This is a genomic window from Microbacterium sp. NPDC008134, from assembly GCF_042957055.1.
In the GTDB taxonomy this organism is placed as follows: Bacteria; Actinomycetota; Actinomycetes; order Actinomycetales; family Microbacteriaceae; genus Microbacterium.
The window spans coordinates 281,931-301,541 of record NZ_JBIBHO010000001.1; the positions used below are offsets into that span (position 1 = coordinate 281,931).

The following is a 19,611-nucleotide window of genomic DNA, read 5'->3' on the forward strand; positions in this document are numbered from 1 at the left end:
GCCCGTAGCGTGCCGAGCATGGAGACGCAGACGAAGACCCCGACCACGGGCATCGCCCGCCAGAGCCTCATCATCGCCGCGGCCGTGTTCATGCTGATCGCGGCGGCGGTCGGCGCCGGCGCATTCGGCGGAGCATCCGTCGATGACCTGCAAGACGGCGCCCTCTCGGCCCAGGGCTCGTACCTCGCCCCCGCGGGCCCCGCCTTCTCGATCTGGTCGCTGATCTACATCGCGCTGCTCGCCTACACGGTGTGGCAGGCGCTGCCGGCGCAACGGACGGATGCCCGGCAGCAGGCCGTGGGCGGATGGATCGCCCTCTCGATGGTGCTGAACGGCCTCTGGCTGGTGACTGCACGATTCCTGACGCTTTGGCTCACGGTGATCGTGATCGCTCTGCTGGTCGCCGTGCTCGCCCGAGTGATCGTGCTGCTCGGGCGGTTCCCGGCGAAGAACGTCGTGGACCGCATCCTCACCGACGGTGCGAACGGGCTGCACTTCGGATGGGTCACGATCGCGACCGTCGCCAACACAGCCGCCTGGTTCACGCAGATCGTCCCGGCGGAGTGGGCGGACATGGCGGATGCCGTCGCCGTCGCTGTGCTGGTCGTCGTGGCGGTCATCGGCGTGGCTGCGGCGCTCGTGACCGGGCGGATCGCCCCGGCCCTCGCGACGGCCTGGGGGCTGGCGTGGCTCGCGGTCGGACGGCTGACGGATGCCCCGGACAGCGTGCCGACCGGCATCGCCGCGATCGTGGTGGCCGTGGTGCTGGTGGTCGCGGGTGTGGTCGGGGTCGTGCGGGGTGGGGCCCTTCGACGTGACGCCCGTCAGACGACGAGACGGTAACCCATCCCCGACTCGGTCAGCAGGTGTTCCGGAGCGCTCGGCTCCTGCTCGAGCTTCTTGCGCAACTGCGACATGTAGAGCCGCAGGTACCCCGAATCCGAGACCTGCTCGCTGCCCCAGATCTCCTTCAGCAGATCCTGCCGGGTGACGAGCGCTCCCGGATGCCGGGACAGGTGCTCGAGCATCCGCCACTCCGTCGGGGTCAGGTGCACCCGCGACCCCCCGCGCGTCACGGTCTTGGTCGCGAGGTCGACGACGACGTCGGCGAACGCCACGGTCGACTCGCCGCCGGCCGGCACCGCGCGGCGTGACAGCGCGCGCAGGCGGGCGAGGAGCTCGTCGACCTGGAACGGCTTGGTGACGAAATCATCGGCCCCGGCATCCAGCGCCTCGACCTTGTCGGCCGATCCCGTACGCCCGGAGACGACGATGATGGGCACGTTCGTCCAACCGCGCAGCGCCTGGATCACCTCGATGCCGTCGAGCCGCGGCATCCCCAGGTCGAGCATGATGAGGTCGGGATGCGACTGTGCGGCGGCCGCGACGGCGGCGGCGCCATCGGATGCCACGACCACCTCGTATCCGTGGGCGGCGAGCGTGATGCGCAGAGCCCGCACCATCTGCGGATCGTCGTCGGCGATGAGGAGTTTCACTCCGTGTCCTCCGTGTCGGCGCCGGCCAGCGGCAGTGAGATGACCATCGTGAGGCCTCCCCCGGGAGTGTCCTCGGGAGTCAGGCTACCGCCCATGCCCTCCGTGAAACCGCGTGACAGGGCGAGCCCCAGACCCAGACCCGTCGTGTTGTCGGTGTCGCCGAAGCGCTGGAACGGCTGGAAGATGCTGTCGCGCCGCTCGGCCGGAACCCCCTCACCGCGGTCGATGATGCGGATCTCGGCGCGCTCGCCGAGGGCGCTCGTCGACACGAGTACACGCGCCCCCACAGGCGAGTGGCGGTGGGCGTTCGCCAGCACGTTCACGATCACACGCTGCAGCAGCACCGGGTCGGCCCGCAGGGCGGGGAGGGCGGGGTCGAGCGCGAGCTCGACGTCAGCGGGGCCGAGGCCGAGCTCGTCGACGGCGGCCAGCACGGGGCCGGTCGCGTCGATCCGGGTGGCCGAGACCGCGAGCACGCCCGCTTCGACACGGCTCACGTCGAGCAGGTCGGTGACGAGGGTCGACAGCGTCGCGAGGCTCTCATCGGCGGTCGCGAGCAGTTCGGCGCGGTCGTCGGCCGAGAGATCGTGGGCTCCCCGCAGCCCGCCGATCGCGGCGACGGCCGAGGCGAGCGGGCGGCGCAGGTCATGGCTGACCGCCGAGAGTAGCGCGCTGCGCACCTGATCGGTTTCGGCCAGGGCGGCGGCTTCGGCGGCCGTCGCCCGCAGATCGGTGTGCTCGATCGCGGCCGAGAGCTGCGCGACGATCGCGTCGAGCAGACGGCGGGCCGGGGCATCCAACGCGTCGCCGCTGAGCTCGAGCACGGCGTGCGATGCGCCGACCTCGACCGTGGTCGTGCGCCCGTCGGCGAGCGGCTCGCCGTCGCTGGCCAGCACGTCGCCCTCGGCCGTCAGCAGCCGCACGCCGCTGAGCCCGAACGCTTCGCGCGTGCGGCTGACCAGCGCCAGCACGGCATTGTCGCCGCGCAGCACGTTGCCGGCGACGGCCGCGAGCAGTTCGGCTTCGGCGGTCGCGCGCTTGGCGGTGCGCGCCCGGCGGGCCGCCTGGTCGACGATGATGCTCACGAGGATCGCGATCACCACGTAGAGAGCGAGCGCGAGCACGTGCAGGGGATGCGCCACCGTGATCGTGAACAGCGGCGCGACGAAGAGGAAGTCGAGGGTGATGCCCGACAGCACGGCCGCGAACACGGCCGGACGGATGCCGCCGATCAGCGCCACCACGACGACGAGCAGTTGATACGCCAGCACCTCGGAGGTGATCGACTCGGGACTGCGGAACGTGAACATGATCCACGACAGCAGCGGTCCGAACACGAGGGCGACCGCGAAGCCGAGCACCTGCCGTCGCCAGCCCAGCGCCCCGCCGGTGATGCGGGGAAGGGCGAGGCGCCCGCCGGCGGCGGCGTGGGTGACGATGTGCACGTCGATATCGCCCGAGCGGCGGATCACCTCCGAGCCGATGCCGGGACCGGTGAGCGCCGCCATCAGTCGCCCACGCCTGCTCACTCCGATGACGAGTTGCGTGGCATCCGCTCCCTGCGCGAACTCCACGAGGGCGCCGGGGATGTCGTCGCCGATGATCTGGTGGAAGCTGCCGCCCAGCGACTCGACGAGAGCCCGCTGCGCCGCGAGCGCGCCGGGTGCCGCGTCGCGCAGGCCGTCCTGCGTCGAGATGTGTACCGCGAGCAGTTCGCCGCCGGCAGAGCGCGCGGCGATACGGGCGCCGCGGCGCAGCAGCGTCTCGCCCTCCGGCCCGCCGGTCAACGCGACGACCACGCGTTCGCGCGCCTGCCACGTGCCCTCGATGCCCTGCTCGGCGCGATAGCTGCGCAGGGCGCTGTCGACCTCGTCGGCGAGCCACAGCAGCGCGAGTTCGCGGAGCGCCGTGAGGTTGCCCAGCCGGAAGTAGTTCGAGAGCGCCGCGTCGATGCGCTCGGCCGGGTAGACGAGTCCGGCGGACAGGCGGTCGCGCAGCGTCTGGGGCGCGAGGTCGACGACCTCGATCTCGTCGGCCGCCCGCACGACGGCATCCGGGATCGTCTCCTGCTGCGCGATGCCGGTGATCTTCTCGACCACCGCGTTGAGCGACTCGATGTGCTGCACGTTCACGGTGGTGACGACGTCGATGCCGGCGTCCCGGATCGCCTCGACATCCTGCCAGCGCTTCGGATGCCGCGAACCCGGCACGTTCGTGTGCGCGAGCTCGTCGACGAGGGCGATCTCCGGCCGGCGGGCGATCACGGCATCGACGTCGAGCTCGTCGAGCGCGACGCCGCGGTGCTCGGTGGTGCGCCGCGGTACCTCGGGAAGCCCGATCGTCTGGGCCGACGTCGCCGCGCGCCCGTGCGTCTCGACGACGGCGATCACGACGTCGCGACCGTCGTCGAGCAGGCGTCGCCCCTCGACGAGCATCTCGTAGGTCTTGCCGACGCCGGGAGCCGCGCCGAGGAGAACGCGGAGTCGGCCCCGCCGCTCTCGTGTCATTCGCCCTCCCGCTCATCGAGCGCGAGATTGAGTTCGGCGACGTTGATGCGCTCCTCGCCGAGGAATCCCAGATCCCGCCCTTGAATCCTAGACTCCACGAGGGTGCGCACGACGTCTTCGGCGAGGCCGCGGGTGGCCGCGACGCGCGGCACCTGGAGGAGCGCGTAGGCGACGCTGATGTGCGGGTCGAGACCGGAAGCGGATGCCGTGACGGCATCGGCCGGCACATCGGACGGGTCGACACCCTCGCGCTCGGCGATCGCGACCTTGCGCTCCTCGATCGCGGAGATCAGATCGGCGTTCTCCGGGCCGAGGTTGCTGCCGCTCGAGGCGGTGCCGTCGTAGCCGTCGCCCGCGGCGGACGGGCGGGACTGGAAGTACTCGGGCAGGGCGTCGCCGTCGGCATCCGTCGCGGGTTGGCCGATGAGCGCGCTGCCCTTGTCGTCGGCGAGGGGAGAGCCGTTCGCCTGCCACGGCAGGAGCAGTTGGCCGATGCCGGTGACGACGAGCGTGTAGCCGACGCCGAGCACGAGGGTGAGCACGAGCATCGCGCGGACGGCGACGCCCGCCGTGCGGACGGTGGTGCGGGTGGAGGACATGTGCGGGCCTTTCAGAAGCCGGGGAGGAGGCTGACGACGAGATCGATCAGCTTGATGCCGATGAACGGGGCGATCACGCCACCGAGCCCGTAGATGAGGAGGTTGCGCTGCAGGATCTGCGAGGCGCTCGCCGGGCGGTACTTCACGCCGCGCAGCGCGAGCGGGATGAGGAACACGATCACGATCGCGTTGAAGATGATCGCGCTGGTGACGGCGGATGCCGGGGAGTGCAGTTGCATCACGTTGAGCACCGCCAGCCCCGGGAAGACGCCCATGAACATCGCGGGGATGATCGCGAAGTACTTGGCGATGTCGTTCGCGAGCGAGAACGTGGTGAGTGCCCCGCGGGTGATGAGCAGCTGCTTACCGATGCGCACGATGTCGATCAGCTTGGTCGGGTCCGAGTCGAGGTCGACCATGTTGCCCGCCTCTTTCGCCGCCGAGGTGCCCGTGTTCATCGCCACACCGACATCGGCCTGCGCGAGCGCCGGGGCGTCGTTCGTGCCGTCTCCGGTCATCGCGACGAGGCGCCCGCCCTCCTGCTCGCGGCGGATGAGGGCCAGCTTGTCCTCCGGGGTGGCTTCGGCGAGGAAGTCGTCGACTCCGGCCTCCTTCGCGATGGCGGCGGCCGTGAGCGGGTTGTCTCCCGTGATCATGACGGTGCGGATGCCCATGCTGCGCAGCTCGTCGAACCGTTCGCGCAGGCCGTCCTTGACGATGTCCTTCAGGTGCACGACCCCGAGGATGCGGGACGCTTCGCACGACTCGGGATCCTGGGTCCCTGAGCCTGCCTGCGGGCCCGTCACGGCGACGACGAGGGGTGTTCCTCCGCTGGTGGCGACGGCATCCGTCAGCTCCTGCAGTTCGGTCCCTGAGCCCGACGAAGGGCCCACCCACGCGCGCACTGCCGACGCGGCGCCCTTGCGGATCTGCGTGCCGTCGGCCAGGCCGAGCCCGCTCATGCGCGTCTGCGCTGTGAACGGCACGACGACGGCATCCGTCTGCTCGTCGAGGCGGATGCCGCGGCTCGCCGCGAGATCGACGATCGACGCGCCCTCGGGCGTCGGGTCGGCGAGCGAGGCGAGGGCCGCGAGGCGCAGCAGCTCGTCGGCATCCACACCCGGCAGCGGCAGCACCTCGTGGGCGCGGCGGTTGCCGTGGGTGATCGTTCCGGTCTTGTCGAGGAGGAGCGTGGTGACGTCTCCGGCGGCCTCGACCGCGCGGCCCGACATCGCGAGCACGTTGCGCTGCACGAGGCGGTCCATCCCAGCGATGCCGATGGCCGACAGCAGCGCGCCGATCGTCGTGGGGATGAGGCAGACGAGCAGGGCGATGAGCACCGGGATGCTGACGGGAGACGCTGCGTACGAGGCGATCGGGTTGAGGGCGAGCACCACGATCACGAACACAATCGAGAGGCTAGCGAGCAGGATGTTCAGTGCGATCTCGTTGGGAGTGCGCTGACGGCTCGCGCCCTCGACGAGAGCGATCATGCGGTCGACGAACGTCTCGCCCGGCTTCGAGGTGATGCGCACGACGATGCGGTCGGAGAGCACGCGGGTGCCGCCGGTGACGGCGCTACGATCGCCGCCGGACTCGCGGATCACCGGGGCGCTCTCGCCCGTGATCGCCGACTCGTCGACGGTCGCGATGCCGGCGATGATGTCGCCGTCGCCGGGGATGAGCTCGCCCGCCTCGACGATCACGAGGTCGTCACGCTGCAACTCGGCCGACGAGACCTCTGTCGTCTCCGCGTCGTCGAACTGGGTCCCTGAGCTGAACTGGGTCCCTGAGCTTGTCGAAGGGTCCCACCCCGCATCAACTCTCCGCGCCATCGTGCTCGTACGGGTCTTACGCAGGCTCGCTGCCTGCGCCTTGCCCCGGCCTTCCGCCACCGACTCGGCGACGTTCGCGAAGAGCACGGTCAGCCAGAGCCACACGGCGATGCCGGCGGTGAAGGGTGCGGGCACCGTGGTGCCGCCCGATTCTCCGGGGCCACCGAGGAAGGGCTCGGCGATCGCGAGCACCGTGGTGAACGCGGCGCCGACCCACACGATCAGCATCACGGGGTTGCGCACGAGGGCGGCGGGGTTGAGCTTGCGCAGCGCACCCGGCAGGGCGGCGGCGAGCTGCGGCCAGCCGAAGGTGCGGCCGTTCGTCGGTTCCTGAGCGAGCGAAGCGAGACGAAGGGCGTCGCTGCGCTCCTCGCTCAGTAACCGGTCCGTCGGTTCCTGAGCGAGCGAAGCGCCCTTCGTCTCGTCGCTGTGCTCCTCGCTCAGGGACCGGTTAGTCGAATCGTTGTGGAGGGTCATGGTCAGACGAGTCCTTCGGCGAGCGGGCCCAGGGTGAGCACCGGGAAGTAGGTGAGCGCGGTGACGACGACCGTCACGGCGAGGAGCAGGCCGACGAACTGCGGCCGGTGGGTGGGGAGGGTGCCGACGGTCTCGGGCACCTTCTCCTGCGCGGCGAACGATCCCGCGAGGGCCAGCACGAGCACGATCGGCAGGAACCGCCCGAGCAGCATCGCCACCCCCAGCGCGGTGTTGAACCACGGGGTGTTGGCGGTGAGCCCGGCGAACGCCGAGCCGTTGTTGTTGGCCGCCGATGTGAAGGCGTAGAGCACCTCGCTCATGCCGTGCACCCCGGGGTTCAGGATGCTGGTGGCCTCGACATCCGCTCGGATGCCGGGGATCGCGAAGCTCAGCGCCGTGCCGAGCAGCACGAGCGTCGGTGTGACGAGGATGTACAGGCTCGCGAGCTTGATCTCCTTCGGGCCGATGCGCTTGCCGAGGTACTCGGGCGTGCGGCCGACGAGCAGTCCGCCGACGAAGACCGCGATGATGGCGAGCACGAGCATGCCGTAGAGGCCCGAGCCGACACCGCCAGGGGCGACCTCGCCGAGCATCATGTTGAGCATCGGCATCATGCCGCCGAGAGCCGTGTACGAATCGTGCATCGAGTTGACCGCGCCGGTGGAGGTGAGGGTGCTCGCGCTGCCGAACAGGGTCGTGCCCAGGATGCCGAAGCGCACCTCCTTGCCCTCCATCGCGGCCCCGGCGAGTTCGGGGGCGGTGCCGCGGCCGGCCAGTTCGAGGGCCGAGAGCGCGAACGTCGAGACGAGGAAGATCGTGCCCATCACGGCGGCGATCGCGTAGCCCTGGCGGTGGTCGCCGACCATGCGACCGAACGTGCGGGGGAGCGAGAACGGGATCGCGAGCATCAGCAGGATCTGCAGCAGGTTCGTCGTGGCCGTGGGGTTCTCGAACGGATGCGCCGAGTTGGCGTTGAAGAAGCCGCCCCCGTTCGTGCCGAGCATCTTGATCGCCTCCTGCGAGGCGACGGGTCCGCCGGGGAGAGTCTGAGTTCCTCCCGAGACCGTGGTGACCTCGGTGAATCCGGCGAAGTTCTGGATGACACCGCCCGCGATGAGCGCGAGCGCGGCGAGGATGGCGACGGGTAGCAGCAGGCGTCCGAGACCGCGGATCAGGTCGACCCAGAAGTTGCCGATGGTGGTCGCGCCGCGGCGCGCGATGCCGCGGATCAGCGCGACCGCGACGGCGAGACCCACCGCCGCCGACACGAAGTTCTGCACCGTGAGGCCCGCGAGCTGCACGGTGTAGCCCATGGTCTGCTCGGGCGAGTACGACTGCCAGTTGGTATTCGCGACGAACGACGCCGCGGTGTTGAACGCGAGGCCCTCGGGCACGGCGGGCAACCCGAGGGATTCGGGGAGGAAAGCCTGCAGGCGCTGCAGCCCGTACACGAGCAGTAGGCCGACGACCGAGAACGCCAGGACGCTGCGGGCGTAGGCGCGCCAGGTCTGCTCGGATGCCGGGTCGACCCCGATCACGCGATACACGCCGCGTTCGATGCGGGCGTCGCGCGGGCTCGTGAAGACGTGGGCGATGTAGTCGCCGAGCGGACGGTAGAGCAGCACGAGGGCGACGGTGAGTGTCGCCGCCTGCAGGATGCCGAACCAGATCTCGGCGCCCATCAGATGCGCTCCGCCGCGACGAGGGCGATCACGAGGTAGACGACGGCCGCGGCGGCGAGGGTCGCGGCGATGATCTCGAAGACGATCACAGCTTCTCCACCCCCTTCGCGGCGAACGAGACGAGGGCGAACAGCGCGAGAGTCAGCGCGAGGTAGAGGATGTCGAGCACGTCACCGATACAAGTCCGTCCGCGGCCCCGTTTCGCCGTTCCTCACGGTTCCCCTACGGTGCTCGCTCCGATACATGCGCTTCCCCAACGGCATCCGCTGTTAGCCGTTCCGTCCCCGAGGGCGGCTTTCGAATCGCTCACTTTGTCGTTTCGAGGCCGACAAACCGACAAAGTGAGCGATTCGAAAGCCTGTCGGTGGGCCTATGGTGGCGAGGTGGGACAGGTAGCGCGCCGGGTCGGCGCCGGAACATGGGTGGTGATCGGGCTCGTCGCGGTCGCGGTCGTGTGCGTGCTCATCGGCATTCTGCCGGGCGCGGATGCCGAGGCTCTCGGCGCGCGGATCGCCCCCGTGCTCGGCTTCGTCGTCGCGATCACGATCGTGGCCGAGCTCGCCCGAGACGCCGCCGTGTTCGACGTGGTCGCGCAGCGGCTCGCCCGCTGGGGTCGCGGCCGCGTGCTGCTGCTCTGGGTACTCGTGATCGCGCTCGCCGTGGTGAGCACGGTGTTCCTCTCGCTCGACACGACCGCGGTGATCGTCACTCCCGTGGTGGTGGTGCTCGCGCAGAGCATCGGGGTGCCGCCGATCCCGTTCGCCCTGGCGACCGTGTGGCTCGCGAACACCGCCTCGCTCGCGCTGCCCGTCTCGAACCTCACGAACCTTCTGGCCGCGGGGCAGATCGGGGGACCCGGGGCGTTCTTCGCGCTGAGCTGGGCGCCGACCCTCGTCGGCATCCTCGTGCCGGTCGCGATCCTCACCCTGGTGCACCGGCGCACCGTGTTCTCGGCCTACGAGGTGCCGCCGCCGCGCCGCTCGGCGGATCCCGTGCTCTTCTGGTCGGCCACCGGCATCCTGGTCGTCCTGATGCCGCTGCTCGCGCTCACGCACGACGTGTGGATCCCGGCATCCGTCGCCGCCGTCGCCCTGATCGCGCTGTTCGCGGTGCGCCGACGCCGTGCCCTGCGGCTCGGACTCGTGCCGTGGCAGGCCCTCGCGCTCGCCGCGGCGCTGTTCGTGATCGTCGAGACGCTGCACGCCCGCGGCATCCTGGACTTCCTGACGACCCCGATCGCGGACGATGCCCCCGGTGATCTGCTCCGCCTCGCGGCACTCGGCGCGGTCAGCGCCAACGCGATCAACAACCTCCCGGCGTATCTCGTGCTCGAACCCGCGGCGGGCGACCCGGTCGCGCTCATGGCGCTGCTGATCGGCGTGAACCTCGGGCCGCTGATCACGCCGTGGGCCTCACTCGCGACCCTGCTGTGGCACCACCGGATCACGGCGCTCGGCGTCGAGATCCGGTGGGGACGGTTCATGCGCTGGGGCATGGTCGCGGCCATCCCGACGGTCGCCCTGGCGGTGCTGGCGCTGATGCTGGTGGTCTGACGCCGGCCACCCACCGCTTTCGAATCGCTCACTTTGTCGTCGTCGGCGCCGGAAAACTGCAAAGTGAGCGATTCGAAACCGGGCCGAGTTCACTGCAGGGGCAGGTCGAGATTCCGGAAAGTCGCGCTGTCGTCGAACGTGCCGTCGCCGCGTCCTGGTCGCTGCGAGAAGTAGAGGACGATGCCGGCGATGAGCGTCAGCGGGCCCAGGCTCAGCCCGGCCGGAGCGAAGCCCTCCGACACCGGGATGCCGAAGAACAACTGCGGGATGGAGGCGAGAACCAGCAGCGAACCGATCCCGATCAGCCAGAGTCCGGCCGTGCGGTACGGGCGAGTACGGCGCCGACGACGGGTCATGCGTTCACGATAGCGGCCGGGCCGGGCTTTCGAATCGCTCACTTTGTCGTCTTCGGTGCCTAAAAGCTGCAAAGTGAGTGATTCGAAACCCGGCTCGACACCGGCTACTCCTGCGGCGGGCCCTCCGGACGGTGGGCGCGGCGGCCCGAGACGACCACGGGGGCGACCGGCCGTCCGGCACGCTCCTGCCCGGGCAGCGGGCGCGAGCGGCGTCCGTAGATGAGCTCCGACGAGTCGAGCAGCCACGGCACGAGCGTGATCGAGACGCCGTGCACGAGCATGAGCTGGTTCGCCAGGCGGCGCGCGCGGCGGTTGTGCAGGAACGACTCCCACCAGTGCCCCACGATGTACTGCGGCAGATAGACGGTCACGACCGACGAGCCGTGCTTCTCGCGGTACTGGGTGATGAACTGGCTGATCGGTTGGGTGAAAGACCGGTAGGGCGAGTCCAGGATCACCAGCGGGATCGGCACGAGGTGGTCTTTCCAGTCCTTCTGCACGGCGGCCGCGGCATCCGCCGATACGGCCACGTGCACGGCCAGCGTCTTGTCGTGTTTCGCCGCGATCGCGTAGTCGATCGCCTTCATGCTCGGCTTCTGCAGGTGGCTGACGAGCACGATGGCGACGTCGCCGGATGCCCCGAACCGGGTCGTGTCGTCGATAGCGATCTCGTGGTCGACGTCGCGGTAGTACCGCTTCACGCCGAGCATGAGGAACGCGAGGATCGGGATCGCGAAGAACACCAGGTACGCGCCGTGCGTGAACTTGGTGATCGTGACGATCACCAGCACCAGCACGGTGAGCGTCGCGCCGGCCGAATTGATCACGAGGCCCACGCGGGCGGATCGGCGATCGGATGCCGCAGCCCCGTCTTTCGCGGCGGCACCGTGCCCGCGCAGAACGCGCCGCCAGTGCCGCACCATGCCGATCTGTCCGAGCGAGAACGACACGAACACGCCGATGATGTACAGCTGGATCAGCGTCGTGAGCCGGGCCTGGAACACCACGAGCACGACGATCGCGGCGATGCCCAGCAGGATCATCCCGTTCGAGAACACCAGGCGGTCGCCGCGGGTGTTGAGCGACTTCGGGGCGTATCCGTCGCGGGCGAGGACGGCGCCCAGCAGTGGGAAGCCGTTGAACGCGGTGTTCGCCGCGAGCAGCAGCACGCAGGCGGTCGCGGCTTGCACGACGAAGAACAGGATGCTGCCGCCGCCGAACGTCGCGGAGGCGATCTGCGCCATGAGGCTGGGCTGCGGGTTGGTGCAGTCGAAGCCGATCAGGTCGCAGGGATTCTCGGCGTAGTGCACGCCGGTGATCAGGGCGAGCGCCGTGAGTCCCGAAAACAGGCAGATCGCGATCGTGCCCATCAGCACCAGGGTCGACTGGGCGTTGCGCACCTTCGGCGCCCGGAAGGCGGGCACCCCATTCGACACGGCCTCGACGCCGGTGAGGGCGGAGCATCCGCTCGAGAAGGCCCGCAGGATCAGCAAGATCACCGCTGCCTGACTGAGGTTCTCGGCCTGCACCGAGAACTCTGCGCTCGAGGCGACGGGCGCGTCGCCGAGGAATGTGCGCACCAGTCCGGTCACGATCATCAGACCGACCGACCCGATGAAGACGTAGGTGGGGATCGCAAAGACGAGGGATGCCTCGCGCACCCCGCGCAGGTTCACGATGATGATGAGGATGACGAAGCCGACCGCCAGTTCGACGCGGAAGGGGTCGAAGCCGGGCAACGCCGAGATGATGTTGTCGACGCCGGAGGCGACCGACACGGCGACGGTGAGCACGTAGTCGACGAGCAGGGCCGCCGCGACGATCACGCCGGGGATCTCGCCGAGGTTCTTCGACGCGACCTCGTAATCGCCGCCACCCGAGGGGTACGCCTTGATGAGCTGGCGGTAGCTGAGCACCACCACGATCAGCAGCACGACGACCGCGACCGCGACGAGCGGGGTGAAGGAGAGGAACGTGAGCCCGCCGATCAGCAGGATCATCACGAGTTCCTGCGGGGCGTAGGCCACGGAGCTCAGAGCATCCGACGCGAAGATCGGCAGGGCCATGCGCTTCGGCAGCAACTGGTCGTCGACCTGGGCGCTCGTCAGCGGTTCGCCGATGAGGATGCGCTTGACCGCCGGCGCATCGCCGCCCTCTCTGAATTCTTCCGACACGTCCGGCGACACTACTCCTGCCGAACGGCATCCTGACGGCATCCTCACGGAATCCCTACGGGCCGTGCGGGCGCGCTCACGGAATCCTTACGGGCCGGTGGATGGGTGGCTGGGCGCTCGGGCGGAGATCTCGGGGTCGGCGGATGCTCCTCCGGAACGAGAGATCTCCTCCCGAACGTGCGTGGAATGTCCGGGCGAACGGATGCACAGCCGTTTCCGATCACGGATGGATAACGTCGACATCATGACCACCCTCCCCGTCGACGAGATCTCGATCCAGGAGACCAAGGCCCTTCGGGACCAGTTCCAGCGGTTCCTGCGCGAGTACGAGTTCGGCATGCGCGAAGTCGAGACGAAGATCTCGATCCTCCGCGACGAGTTCACCCACGACCACGCCTACAACCCGATCGAGCACGTGAAGAGCCGGCTGAAGTCTCCCGACAGCATCGTCGAGAAGCTCGCCCGCAAGGGCATCGACGAGCCCGACTTCGAGCTCATCCGCTCCGAGATCACCGACATCGCGGGCGTGCGCGTCACGTGCAGCTTCGTCGCCGACGTCTACCAGCTGTTCGACCTGCTCACCGCGCAGGACGACATCACCGTGCGAGTGGTGAAGGACTACATCGCCACCCCCAAGCCCAACGGGTACAAGAGCCTGCACGCCATCATCGAGGTGCCGGTGTTCCTGTCGACGGGAGCGCTGTCGGTGCCGGTCGAGGTGCAGTTCCGCACGATCGCGATGGACTTCTGGGCCAGCCTCGAGCACAAGATCTACTACAAGTTCTCGAACCAGGTGCCTTCGCACCTCGTCGACAGCCTGAGCGATGCGGCCGAGGCCGCCGCCGAGCTCGACACCCGCATGGAGCGCCTGCACCGCGAGGCGCACGGCGTGCCGAAGCGCCAGCTCGCCCCGCCGCCCCCTCCGCGCATCGTCGAGGTCTGAGTCCGCGGCCCATCCGATCCGCAGTCGACTCCGAACAACACGTGGTGACTCCGATCGTTCGGGAGTACCGTCACCCGTGGACCAGGAGGAGACCATGGCCGAGCACCGAAGCGGAAAGCGATTCATCGCCTGGGCGGCACTCGCCGGTCTGATCAGCGGGGCCGTGTTCCTCGCGGTCGCCGAGCTGTTCGCCCTCCTTGTAGCCCGCACCGCGAGCCCGATCCTCGCCGTCGGCGGATTCGTGATCGACATCGTGCCGCAGCCCTTCAAAGAGTTCGCGATCGCCACGTTCGGCGAGTACGACAAGATCGCGCTCCTCGCCGGACTCGGTCTCGCCGTAGTCATCGCCTCGGCGATCGGCGGAATCCTGCAGCTCGTGCGCGCTCCTCTGGGTGTGATCGTAATCGTCATCGCGGGTGCTCTGTCGACGGCCGCGATCGTCACCCGCGCCGGCGTCACCCCCCTCGCCTTCCTCCCGCCGGTGCTCGGCACGGTCGGCGGGGCGATCATCCTCGTGCTGCTGATCCGGCGCCTGCGCCGCTGGCGCGAGGCCGCGCTGGCTCCGGCCGCAGCGAAGAAGCCCGCCGCCGACCCGTCGACGCCCCCGATTACCAAGCCGTCGCCCACCGACCTCGCGGCCCCGGCGGCGAAGGCCGGCGTCAGCCGTCGCGGATTCTTCGGCCTCGCGGCGATCGCCGGGATCTCGGCCGTCGTCGTCGGCGTCGCCGCGCGCACCGTGAGCATGACGGTCTCGTCGGTGGAGAGCATCCGCAAGGCGCTCAAGCTGCCCACTCCGAACAGCACGGTGACGATTCCGGACGGGGCCGAGCTCGACGTTCCCGGCGTCAGCCCCCTCTTCACGCCGAACGAAGACTTCTACCGCGTCGACACCGCGCTCACCGTTCCGACGATCGACCCCGAGACCTGGCGCCTCGTGATCGACGGCATGGTCGACCAGCGGGTCGAGATGAGCTTCCAGGACCTGCTCGACATGGGCCTCGACGAGTACGTCATCACCCTGACCTGCGTCTCGAACGAGGTCGGTGGCGAACTCGTCGGCAACGCCAAGTGGCTCGGCGTGCCGATCCGCGACGTGCTCGCGAAGGCCGGCGTGAAGTCCGGTGCCGACATGGTGCTCTCGCGGAGCGTCGACGGCTATACGGCCAGCACGCCGCTGGAATCGCTGACCGACGACAACCTCGACGCCATCCTCGCGGTCGCGATGAACGGCGAGCCGCTGCCGCTCGAGCACGGCTTCCCCGTGCGGATGGTCGTGCCCGGGCTCTACGGCTACGTCTCGGCGACCAAGTGGCTCACCGAACTCAAGGTCACCACCTTCGCCGACGACGAGGCCTACTGGACACCGCGCGGGTACAGCGCCGAGGCGCCGATCAAGTTCTCGTCGCGCGTCGACACTCCGAAGCTCGGCGAGGCGGTCGACGCCGGTCGCATCCCGATCGCGGGCGTCGCGTGGGCGCAGTCCGTGGGGATCGAGCGGGTCGAGGTGAGCATCGACAACGGCGAGTGGACGCCGGTCACCCTGTCGAAGGCCATCAACGACGACACCTGGGTGCAGTGGTTCATGGAGTGGGACGCCACGCCCGGCACGCACTACGTCGCCGTGCGAGCGATCAACAAGAACGGCGACACGCAGATCGAGGAGCGCGCGCCGATCGCACCGAACGGCTCGTCGGGCTGGCAGCGCTCGCTCGTGCGGGTGAACTGAGCGGTGCGGGGTAGCCGCTCTCGCCCTAGGGTGGACGGATGACGTCGCTCCCCGCCTGCGTGATCACCGTGTCCGACCGTTCGTTCGCAGGAGAGCGCGAGGACCGAGGCGGGCCGATCGCCGTCGGACTGTTGCGTGAGGCCGGGTGGCACTGCCCGGATGCCGAGATCGTGGCCGATGGCGCGGACTCGGTGTCCGATGCGCTGCGGCGGGCGTTGGGCCGCGGCGCGAAGCTGATCATCACGACCGGGGGCACGGGGATCGCCCCGCGTGATGAGACCCCCGAGGGCACGCGGCCGGTGCTCACGCGCGAGCTCCCCGGGATCGCCGAGGAGCTGCGGCGCCACGGCCTCGTGGACACTCCGAAGTCGGTGCTGTCGCGCGGCCTCGCCGGCGTCGTCGATCCGTTCGGAGCGCTCGTGGTGAACCTTCCCGGATCCACGAACGCCGTGGCATCCGGCATCCCGATCGTGCTGACGGTCGCGGAGCACATCGTCGACCAGCTCGCGGGCGGGGACCACGGATGAACGACGTCCGGATCGCCGCGATCGTCGAGCACCCGCTCGACCTCGACGCGCACCTCGCCGCGGTCGACGACCCGCGCCTCGGCGCGGTCACGACCTTCGTCGGGCGCGTGCGCAACAACGACCCCGACGCCGACTCGCCCGTGGTGGGTCTGGAGTACAGCGCCCACCCGGATGCCACCGTCACTCTGCGGCGCATCGCCGAGGAGGTCGAGGGCGGCGCGGGTGCACTCGTCGCCGTGAGCCACCGGATCGGGCAGCTCGCGGTGGGGGATGCGGCGGTCGTGATCGCGGTCGCCTCGGCGCACCGGGCGGAGGCGTTCGCGGTGTGCCGTGAGGTGATCGAGGCGATCAAGCGCGACCTGCCGGTGTGGAAGCGGCAGCATGAGGCCGACGGCACGTCGTCGTGGAAGGGCATCGGGGGCTGACCCTTCGCGGAAACCGGGTCCCTGAGCTTGTCGAAGGGCCCCGCCCCGCGGAACTCGACGGCTCAGCCGCCGGCGAAGGGCGGCAGCACGTCGATGAGTTCGACCCCGTCGAGCGGGCGATCGTCGTCGGTGCGTACGCCGTCGACCAGCACGGCGCAGCGCGGAAGAATGCCGGCGAGGGCCGGATGCTCGGCGACCGCCGCCGCCCGCAGCGCGTCCAAGGTGAGTTCGCTGCGCTCTTCGGCATCCGTCCCGGCAGCCTCGGCCGCGGCGGCGAAGTAGCGCACGCGGGTCATGCGGATGCCTCGCCCGAAGCGGCCACGCCCGGACGCACCCAGTCGCCCGAGCGCCCGCCCGACTTCGCGGTGATGCGTACGTTCTCGATCACGACCGAGCGGTCGAGCCCCTTGACCATGTCGACGACCGCGAGCGCGGTGACCGAGACCGCGGTGAGCGCCTCCATCTCGACGCCGGTGCGGTCGGCGGTGCCGACGGTCGCCTCGATCTCCACGCCTTCGTCGACGATCTCGAGGTCGACGCTCGCCCGGTGCACACCGATCACGTGGGCGAGGGGGAGCAGAGATGCCGTCGACTTCGCCGCCTGGATGCCGGCGATGCGCGCGACGGCGATCACGTCGCCCTTGGGGGCGGTGCCGTCGCGAAGAGCGGCGATGACCTCGGCGCTGCAGCGCACGAAACCGCGGGCTGTGGCGGTGCGGACGGTCGGCTGCTTGAGGGTGACGTCGACCATGTGCGCGTGGCCGGCGGCATCGAGGTGCGTGAAGCTCATTCAACCAGCATGACATCGATCCGATCGCCGCCGGCCACGGCCTCGACGTCTGCGGGAACGATCGCGAATGCCCGAGCACGCGCGAGTCCTCCCGCCAGGTGCGACCCCGATCCCCCGGACGTGGCGGGGCGCACTGTTCCCGCGACCAGATCGACCACGGCGGGAAGGTACTGACGTCTGCCGGGCGGCGTGGACCACGCGGCATCCGCGATCAGCGACGTGCGCGGGCGATGGATCGCGGTCCGGCCCTGCAGAGCCAGCAGCGCCGGACGCACGAACACCTCGAACGACACCGCCACGCTGACCGGATTGCCGGGCAGGCCGAACACGAGCGCCCCCGAATCGAGCACGCCGAAGGCCTGAGGCTTGCCGGGCTGCATCGCGACGCTCGCGAACTCGACCTCTCCGCCCCCGTCGAACGCTCCGCGCACCGGCTCGTAGGCGCCGGCGCTCACTCCACCCGTGAACACGATCACGTCGGCGTCGAGGGAGACGGCCTCGGCGGTGACCGCGCGCACGGCATCCGCCTCGTCGGCCACGCGGGCGACGAGGACGACGTCGGCATCCGCCTCGCCGACGAGCAGTTCGAGCAGCGGGCCGTTCGAATCGGGGATCCGACCACGCGCTGCCGAGTCGCCGGGAGCGAGCAGCTCGCTGCCCGTCGACACCACGGCCACGCGCGGAGCGCGCGTCACGGTGACCTCCGAGATCCCGGCGGCGACGGCCGCGGCGACCTGGAACGCGCCGAGCCGCTCGCCCGCCCGCACGACCGAGTCTCCGGCGGAGAGGTCGGCACCTCGGCGGCGCACGAAAGCTCCCGCCTTGGCGGGCGCACGCAGCACCCGCACCTCGCCGAGCGAGTCGGCGAGACCGCCCGCGGTGTCTTCGAAGGGAACGATCGCGTCGGCGTCGCTCGGCGTCGGAGAGCCGGTCATGATCCGGGCCGTCTCGCCGGAGGCGAGCGCCGGGTCGTCCGAGACGCCGGCCGGTAGATCGGCGACGACGCGCAGGGCGACGGGGGTATCGGCGGATGCCGTCGCGACATCGGCGAATCGCACGGCGAAGCCGTCCATCGCGGAGTTGTCGAACAGGGGGATGTCGTGCGCGGCGGTGGCATCGGCGGCGAGGGTGCGGGAGGCCGCCGCACGGATCGACTGGATCTCCGACGGCAGCGGGCGCACCGCGTCGAGCACGCGTGCGAGCTGCTCCTCGACGGTGCGGCGGCCGCCGGGCGCGGCGCTCACGCGGTGACCTCCGTCGCGACGCGCGCCGGGCCCGCCGGATGGATCGCGATCTCGTGCTGTCGGCCCGCGAGGGCGTCGATGACGGCGAGGCGTCCGAGCAGGGGGTCGCCGGCACCGGTGATGAGCTTCACGACCTCGGTCGCCAGCATCCCGCCCACCTGCACGCACAGCGCGCCGAGCACGCCGACCTGCGCGCAGCTGGGCGGCTCGCCCTCGGTGCCGATCGGGAACAGGTCGCCGAGCACAACGGCATCCGTTGCGGGCGGATCCGACCAGAAGACCGTCACCTGTGCGTGCCATTCCTGCACGGCCCCCCACACGAGCGGAACGCCCAGGGCCTCGGATGCCGCGGCGACGGCTCGACGCGTCTCGAAAGAGTCGCTCGTATCGACGATGATGTCGGTGCCCGCCAGCATCCGTCCGGCATTCTCGGCATCGAGCCGCTCAGCGATCTGCACGACCACCGTCTGCGGGGCGAGGGCGGTGATCGCTCGGGCAGCCGACGCGGTCTTGGGCGTGCCGATGTCGTCGACGCGGTGCGCGAGCTGGCGCTGGAGATTGGTGAGTTCGACCGCGTCGTCGTCGATGACGGTGAGAGTGCCGATGCCCGCGGCCGCCAGCGCGAGCAGTGCGGGGGAACCGAGCCCGCCCGCCCCCACGACCGCGACGTGGGTGGCGTTCAACCGCCGCTGACCCTCTTCGCCGATGCCCGCGAGTACGGCGTGGCGCGCGGTGCGCACCAGCTCGCTCGGATCGAGGGCCGGGGCGGGAGCGACGAGCGGGTCCATGTGATCAGCGTATGCCCGGCTCCCGACAGAGCGGTCTTCGCCGCATGCGCGGAGATTTCAGTCGCAGAACTCCGCTTCTGCGGTATCGTTGGCCGCATGCAGAGTTACCGCATCACCCGTGCCGCGCAACTCCTCGGAGTCAGCGACGACACGGTGCGCCGGTGGATCGACCAGGGGCTGCTGCCGGTGACCGATGCAGTCCCCGCCGAGATCCCGGGTGACGCGCTCGCCGCCCGCACCCTCGCGCTCGCCGCCGAGAGGGACGCCGCCGACGAGGGGCACTCCAGCGCCCGCAACCGCTTCACGGGCATCGTCACCCGGGTGCAGATCGACGGGCTGATGGCCCAGGTCGACATCCAGGCTGGACCCCACCGCGTGGTCTCGCTGATGTCGGCGGAGGCTGCGCGCGAACTGCGTCTCGACGTCGGCTCGCTGGCCACGGCATCCATCAAAGCGACGCACGTCGTCGTCGAAACCCCGAAGGGCTGA

General features: G+C 70.0%; 19 protein-coding genes. 7 read left to right on the forward strand and 12 right to left on the reverse strand.

All coding sequences use genetic code 11. The features are described from left to right. The first annotated feature begins 18 nt into the window (after window positions 1-18). Window positions 19-843, forward strand: a complete 825-nt coding sequence (locus tag ACFY9N_RS01380; RefSeq protein WP_391476431.1) for a tryptophan-rich sensory protein — start codon at window positions 19-21, stop codon at window positions 841-843. On the opposite strand, the gene ACFY9N_RS01385 is transcribed toward ACFY9N_RS01380, so the two are convergent. Genes ACFY9N_RS01385 through ACFY9N_RS01410 form a run of 6 tightly spaced genes read right to left on the reverse strand, consistent with a single transcriptional unit; the run spans window position 825 to window position 8,685 of the window. After that, on the reverse strand, window positions 825-1,496 hold the full coding sequence (locus ACFY9N_RS01385) for a response regulator (protein ID WP_391476432.1): 672 nt from the start codon (window positions 1,494-1,496) through the stop codon (window positions 825-827). The genes ACFY9N_RS01380 and ACFY9N_RS01385 overlap by 19 nt on opposite strands. Beyond that, entirely contained in the window at window positions 1,493-4,003 is a 2,511-nt protein-coding gene (locus tag ACFY9N_RS01390) for an ATP-binding protein (RefSeq protein WP_391476434.1), read from the reverse strand. Before ACFY9N_RS01390 ends, ACFY9N_RS01385 begins: the two co-directional genes overlap by 4 nt. Continuing rightward, window positions 4,000-4,602 (reverse strand): potassium-transporting ATPase subunit KdpC, encoded by a 603-nt coding sequence (kdpC, locus tag ACFY9N_RS01395; protein WP_391476436.1) that lies wholly within the window; start codon window positions 4,600-4,602, stop codon window positions 4,000-4,002. Before kdpC ends, ACFY9N_RS01390 begins: the two co-directional genes overlap by 4 nt. An 11-nt stretch (window positions 4,603-4,613) precedes the next feature. Beyond that, window positions 4,614-6,914 carry a potassium-transporting ATPase subunit KdpB gene (gene kdpB / locus ACFY9N_RS01400; RefSeq protein WP_391476437.1) on the reverse strand — a complete coding sequence of 767 codons (2,301 nt, stop codon included), beginning with the start codon at window positions 6,912-6,914 and terminating at the stop codon, window positions 4,614-4,616. 2 nt (window positions 6,915-6,916) lie between these two features. After that, window positions 6,917-8,596, reverse strand: a complete 1,680-nt coding sequence (gene kdpA, locus ACFY9N_RS01405; protein WP_391476438.1) for a potassium-transporting ATPase subunit KdpA — start codon at window positions 8,594-8,596, stop codon at window positions 6,917-6,919. After that, window positions 8,596-8,685 (reverse strand): potassium-transporting ATPase subunit F, encoded by a 90-nt coding sequence (locus tag ACFY9N_RS01410; RefSeq protein WP_391476439.1) that lies wholly within the window; start codon window positions 8,683-8,685, stop codon window positions 8,596-8,598. Before ACFY9N_RS01410 ends, kdpA begins: the two co-directional genes overlap by 1 nt. Before the next feature lie 294 nt (window positions 8,686-8,979). Between ACFY9N_RS01410 and ACFY9N_RS01415 the strand changes: the two genes are divergently transcribed. Continuing rightward, on the forward strand, window positions 8,980-10,149 hold the full coding sequence (locus ACFY9N_RS01415) for an SLC13 family permease (protein ID WP_391476441.1): 1,170 nt from the start codon (window positions 8,980-8,982) through the stop codon (window positions 10,147-10,149). 89 nt (window positions 10,150-10,238) lie between these two features. Here ACFY9N_RS01415 and ACFY9N_RS01420 read toward each other — a convergent pair whose 3' ends face one another. Together ACFY9N_RS01420 and ACFY9N_RS01425 are read right to left on the reverse strand one after the other, a co-directional pair. Continuing rightward, complete coding sequence (locus tag ACFY9N_RS01420) at window positions 10,239-10,505, reverse strand: hypothetical protein (RefSeq protein ID WP_391476443.1); 267 nt, start codon at window positions 10,503-10,505, stop codon at window positions 10,239-10,241. A 104-nt stretch (window positions 10,506-10,609) separates the two neighbouring features. Beyond that, window positions 10,610-12,721, reverse strand: a complete 2,112-nt coding sequence (locus tag ACFY9N_RS01425) for an APC family permease (protein ID WP_391478433.1) — start codon at window positions 12,719-12,721, stop codon at window positions 10,610-10,612. 202 nt (window positions 12,722-12,923) lie between these two features. Here ACFY9N_RS01425 and ACFY9N_RS01430 point away from each other — a divergent pair, with 202 nt between their 5' ends. The 4 genes from ACFY9N_RS01430 (at window position 12,924) to ACFY9N_RS01445 (ending at window position 16,300) form a co-directional block, all read left to right on the forward strand. Then, a complete protein-coding gene (locus ACFY9N_RS01430) occupies window positions 12,924-13,622 on the forward strand; it encodes a GTP pyrophosphokinase family protein (protein ID WP_391476444.1) in 699 nt (232 codons plus the stop codon). Between the two features lie 94 nt (window positions 13,623-13,716). Continuing rightward, window positions 13,717-15,348: a molybdopterin-dependent oxidoreductase gene (locus tag ACFY9N_RS01435; RefSeq protein WP_391476446.1), complete on the forward strand. Its 1,632-nt coding sequence runs from the start codon at window positions 13,717-13,719 to the stop codon at window positions 15,346-15,348. Window positions 15,349-15,386: 38 nt separating this feature from the next. Next, window positions 15,387-15,875, forward strand: coding sequence for a molybdenum cofactor biosynthesis protein B (locus ACFY9N_RS01440; RefSeq protein WP_391476447.1), 489 nt, complete (start codon window positions 15,387-15,389; stop codon window positions 15,873-15,875). Further along, window positions 15,872-16,300: a molybdenum cofactor biosynthesis protein MoaE gene (locus ACFY9N_RS01445; RefSeq protein ID WP_391476448.1), complete on the forward strand. Its 429-nt coding sequence runs from the start codon at window positions 15,872-15,874 to the stop codon at window positions 16,298-16,300. Before ACFY9N_RS01440 ends, ACFY9N_RS01445 begins: the two co-directional genes overlap by 4 nt. 62 nt (window positions 16,301-16,362) lie before the next feature. Here the strand turns inward: ACFY9N_RS01445 and ACFY9N_RS01450 are convergent, their stop codons facing one another. The 4 genes from ACFY9N_RS01450 to ACFY9N_RS01465 are packed head-to-tail and all read right to left on the reverse strand — an operon-like array spanning window position 16,363 to window position 19,122. Continuing rightward, on the reverse strand, window positions 16,363-16,596 hold the full coding sequence (locus ACFY9N_RS01450) for a MoaD/ThiS family protein (protein ID WP_391476449.1): 234 nt from the start codon (window positions 16,594-16,596) through the stop codon (window positions 16,363-16,365). Continuing rightward, on the reverse strand, window positions 16,593-17,090 hold the full coding sequence (gene moaC / locus ACFY9N_RS01455; protein WP_391476451.1) for a cyclic pyranopterin monophosphate synthase MoaC: 498 nt from the start codon (window positions 17,088-17,090) through the stop codon (window positions 16,593-16,595). Before moaC ends, ACFY9N_RS01450 begins: the two co-directional genes overlap by 4 nt. Continuing rightward, a complete protein-coding gene (gene glp / locus ACFY9N_RS01460) occupies window positions 17,087-18,334 on the reverse strand; it encodes a gephyrin-like molybdotransferase Glp (protein ID WP_391476452.1) in 1,248 nt (415 codons plus the stop codon). The genes moaC and glp overlap by 4 nt, the downstream gene beginning before the upstream one ends. After that, window positions 18,331-19,122, reverse strand: coding sequence for a HesA/MoeB/ThiF family protein (locus ACFY9N_RS01465; RefSeq protein WP_391476454.1), 792 nt, complete (start codon window positions 19,120-19,122; stop codon window positions 18,331-18,333). The genes glp and ACFY9N_RS01465 overlap by 4 nt, the downstream gene beginning before the upstream one ends. Window positions 19,123-19,218: 96 nt before the next feature. Between ACFY9N_RS01465 and ACFY9N_RS01470 the strand changes: the two genes are divergently transcribed. Then, the gene (locus ACFY9N_RS01470; RefSeq protein WP_391476455.1) at window positions 19,219-19,611 is read left to right on the forward strand and encodes a molybdopterin-binding protein; all 393 of its coding nucleotides are present in this window, start codon (window positions 19,219-19,221) and stop codon (window positions 19,609-19,611) included.

Excerpts from the sequence above, each read along its gene's own strand:
- kdpC (WP_391476436.1), bottom strand. The coding sequence starts at position 4,602 with ATGTCCTCCACCCGCACCACCGTCCGCACGGCGGGCGTCGCCGTCCGC.
- ACFY9N_RS01465 (WP_391476454.1), bottom strand. The coding sequence starts at position 19,122 with ATGGACCCGCTCGTCGCTCCCGCCCCGGCCCTCGATCCGAGCGAGCTG.
- moaC (WP_391476451.1), bottom strand. The coding sequence starts at position 17,090 with ATGAGCTTCACGCACCTCGATGCCGCCGGCCACGCGCACATGGTCGAC.
- ACFY9N_RS01445 (WP_391476448.1), top strand. The coding sequence starts at position 15,872 with ATGAACGACGTCCGGATCGCCGCGATCGTCGAGCACCCGCTCGACCTC.
- ACFY9N_RS01390 (WP_391476434.1), bottom strand. The coding sequence starts at position 4,003 with ATGACACGAGAGCGGCGGGGCCGACTCCGCGTTCTCCTCGGCGCGGCT.
- ACFY9N_RS01430 (WP_391476444.1), top strand. The coding sequence starts at position 12,924 with ATGACCACCCTCCCCGTCGACGAGATCTCGATCCAGGAGACCAAGGCC.
- kdpA (WP_391476438.1), bottom strand. The coding sequence starts at position 8,596 with ATGGGCGCCGAGATCTGGTTCGGCATCCTGCAGGCGGCGACACTCACC.
- ACFY9N_RS01440 (WP_391476447.1), top strand. The coding sequence starts at position 15,387 with ATGACGTCGCTCCCCGCCTGCGTGATCACCGTGTCCGACCGTTCGTTC.
- ACFY9N_RS01435 (WP_391476446.1), top strand. The coding sequence starts at position 13,717 with ATGGCCGAGCACCGAAGCGGAAAGCGATTCATCGCCTGGGCGGCACTC.
- ACFY9N_RS01470 (WP_391476455.1), top strand. The coding sequence starts at position 19,219 with ATGCAGAGTTACCGCATCACCCGTGCCGCGCAACTCCTCGGAGTCAGC.
- ACFY9N_RS01450 (WP_391476449.1), bottom strand. The coding sequence starts at position 16,596 with ATGACCCGCGTGCGCTACTTCGCCGCCGCGGCCGAGGCTGCCGGGACG.
- ACFY9N_RS01380 (WP_391476431.1), top strand. The coding sequence starts at position 19 with ATGGAGACGCAGACGAAGACCCCGACCACGGGCATCGCCCGCCAGAGC.
- kdpB (WP_391476437.1), bottom strand. The coding sequence starts at position 6,914 with ATGACCCTCCACAACGATTCGACTAACCGGTCCCTGAGCGAGGAGCAC.
- ACFY9N_RS01425 (WP_391478433.1), bottom strand. The coding sequence starts at position 12,721 with ATGCCGTCAGGATGCCGTTCGGCAGGAGTAGTGTCGCCGGACGTGTCG.
- ACFY9N_RS01420 (WP_391476443.1), bottom strand. The coding sequence starts at position 10,505 with ATGACCCGTCGTCGGCGCCGTACTCGCCCGTACCGCACGGCCGGACTC.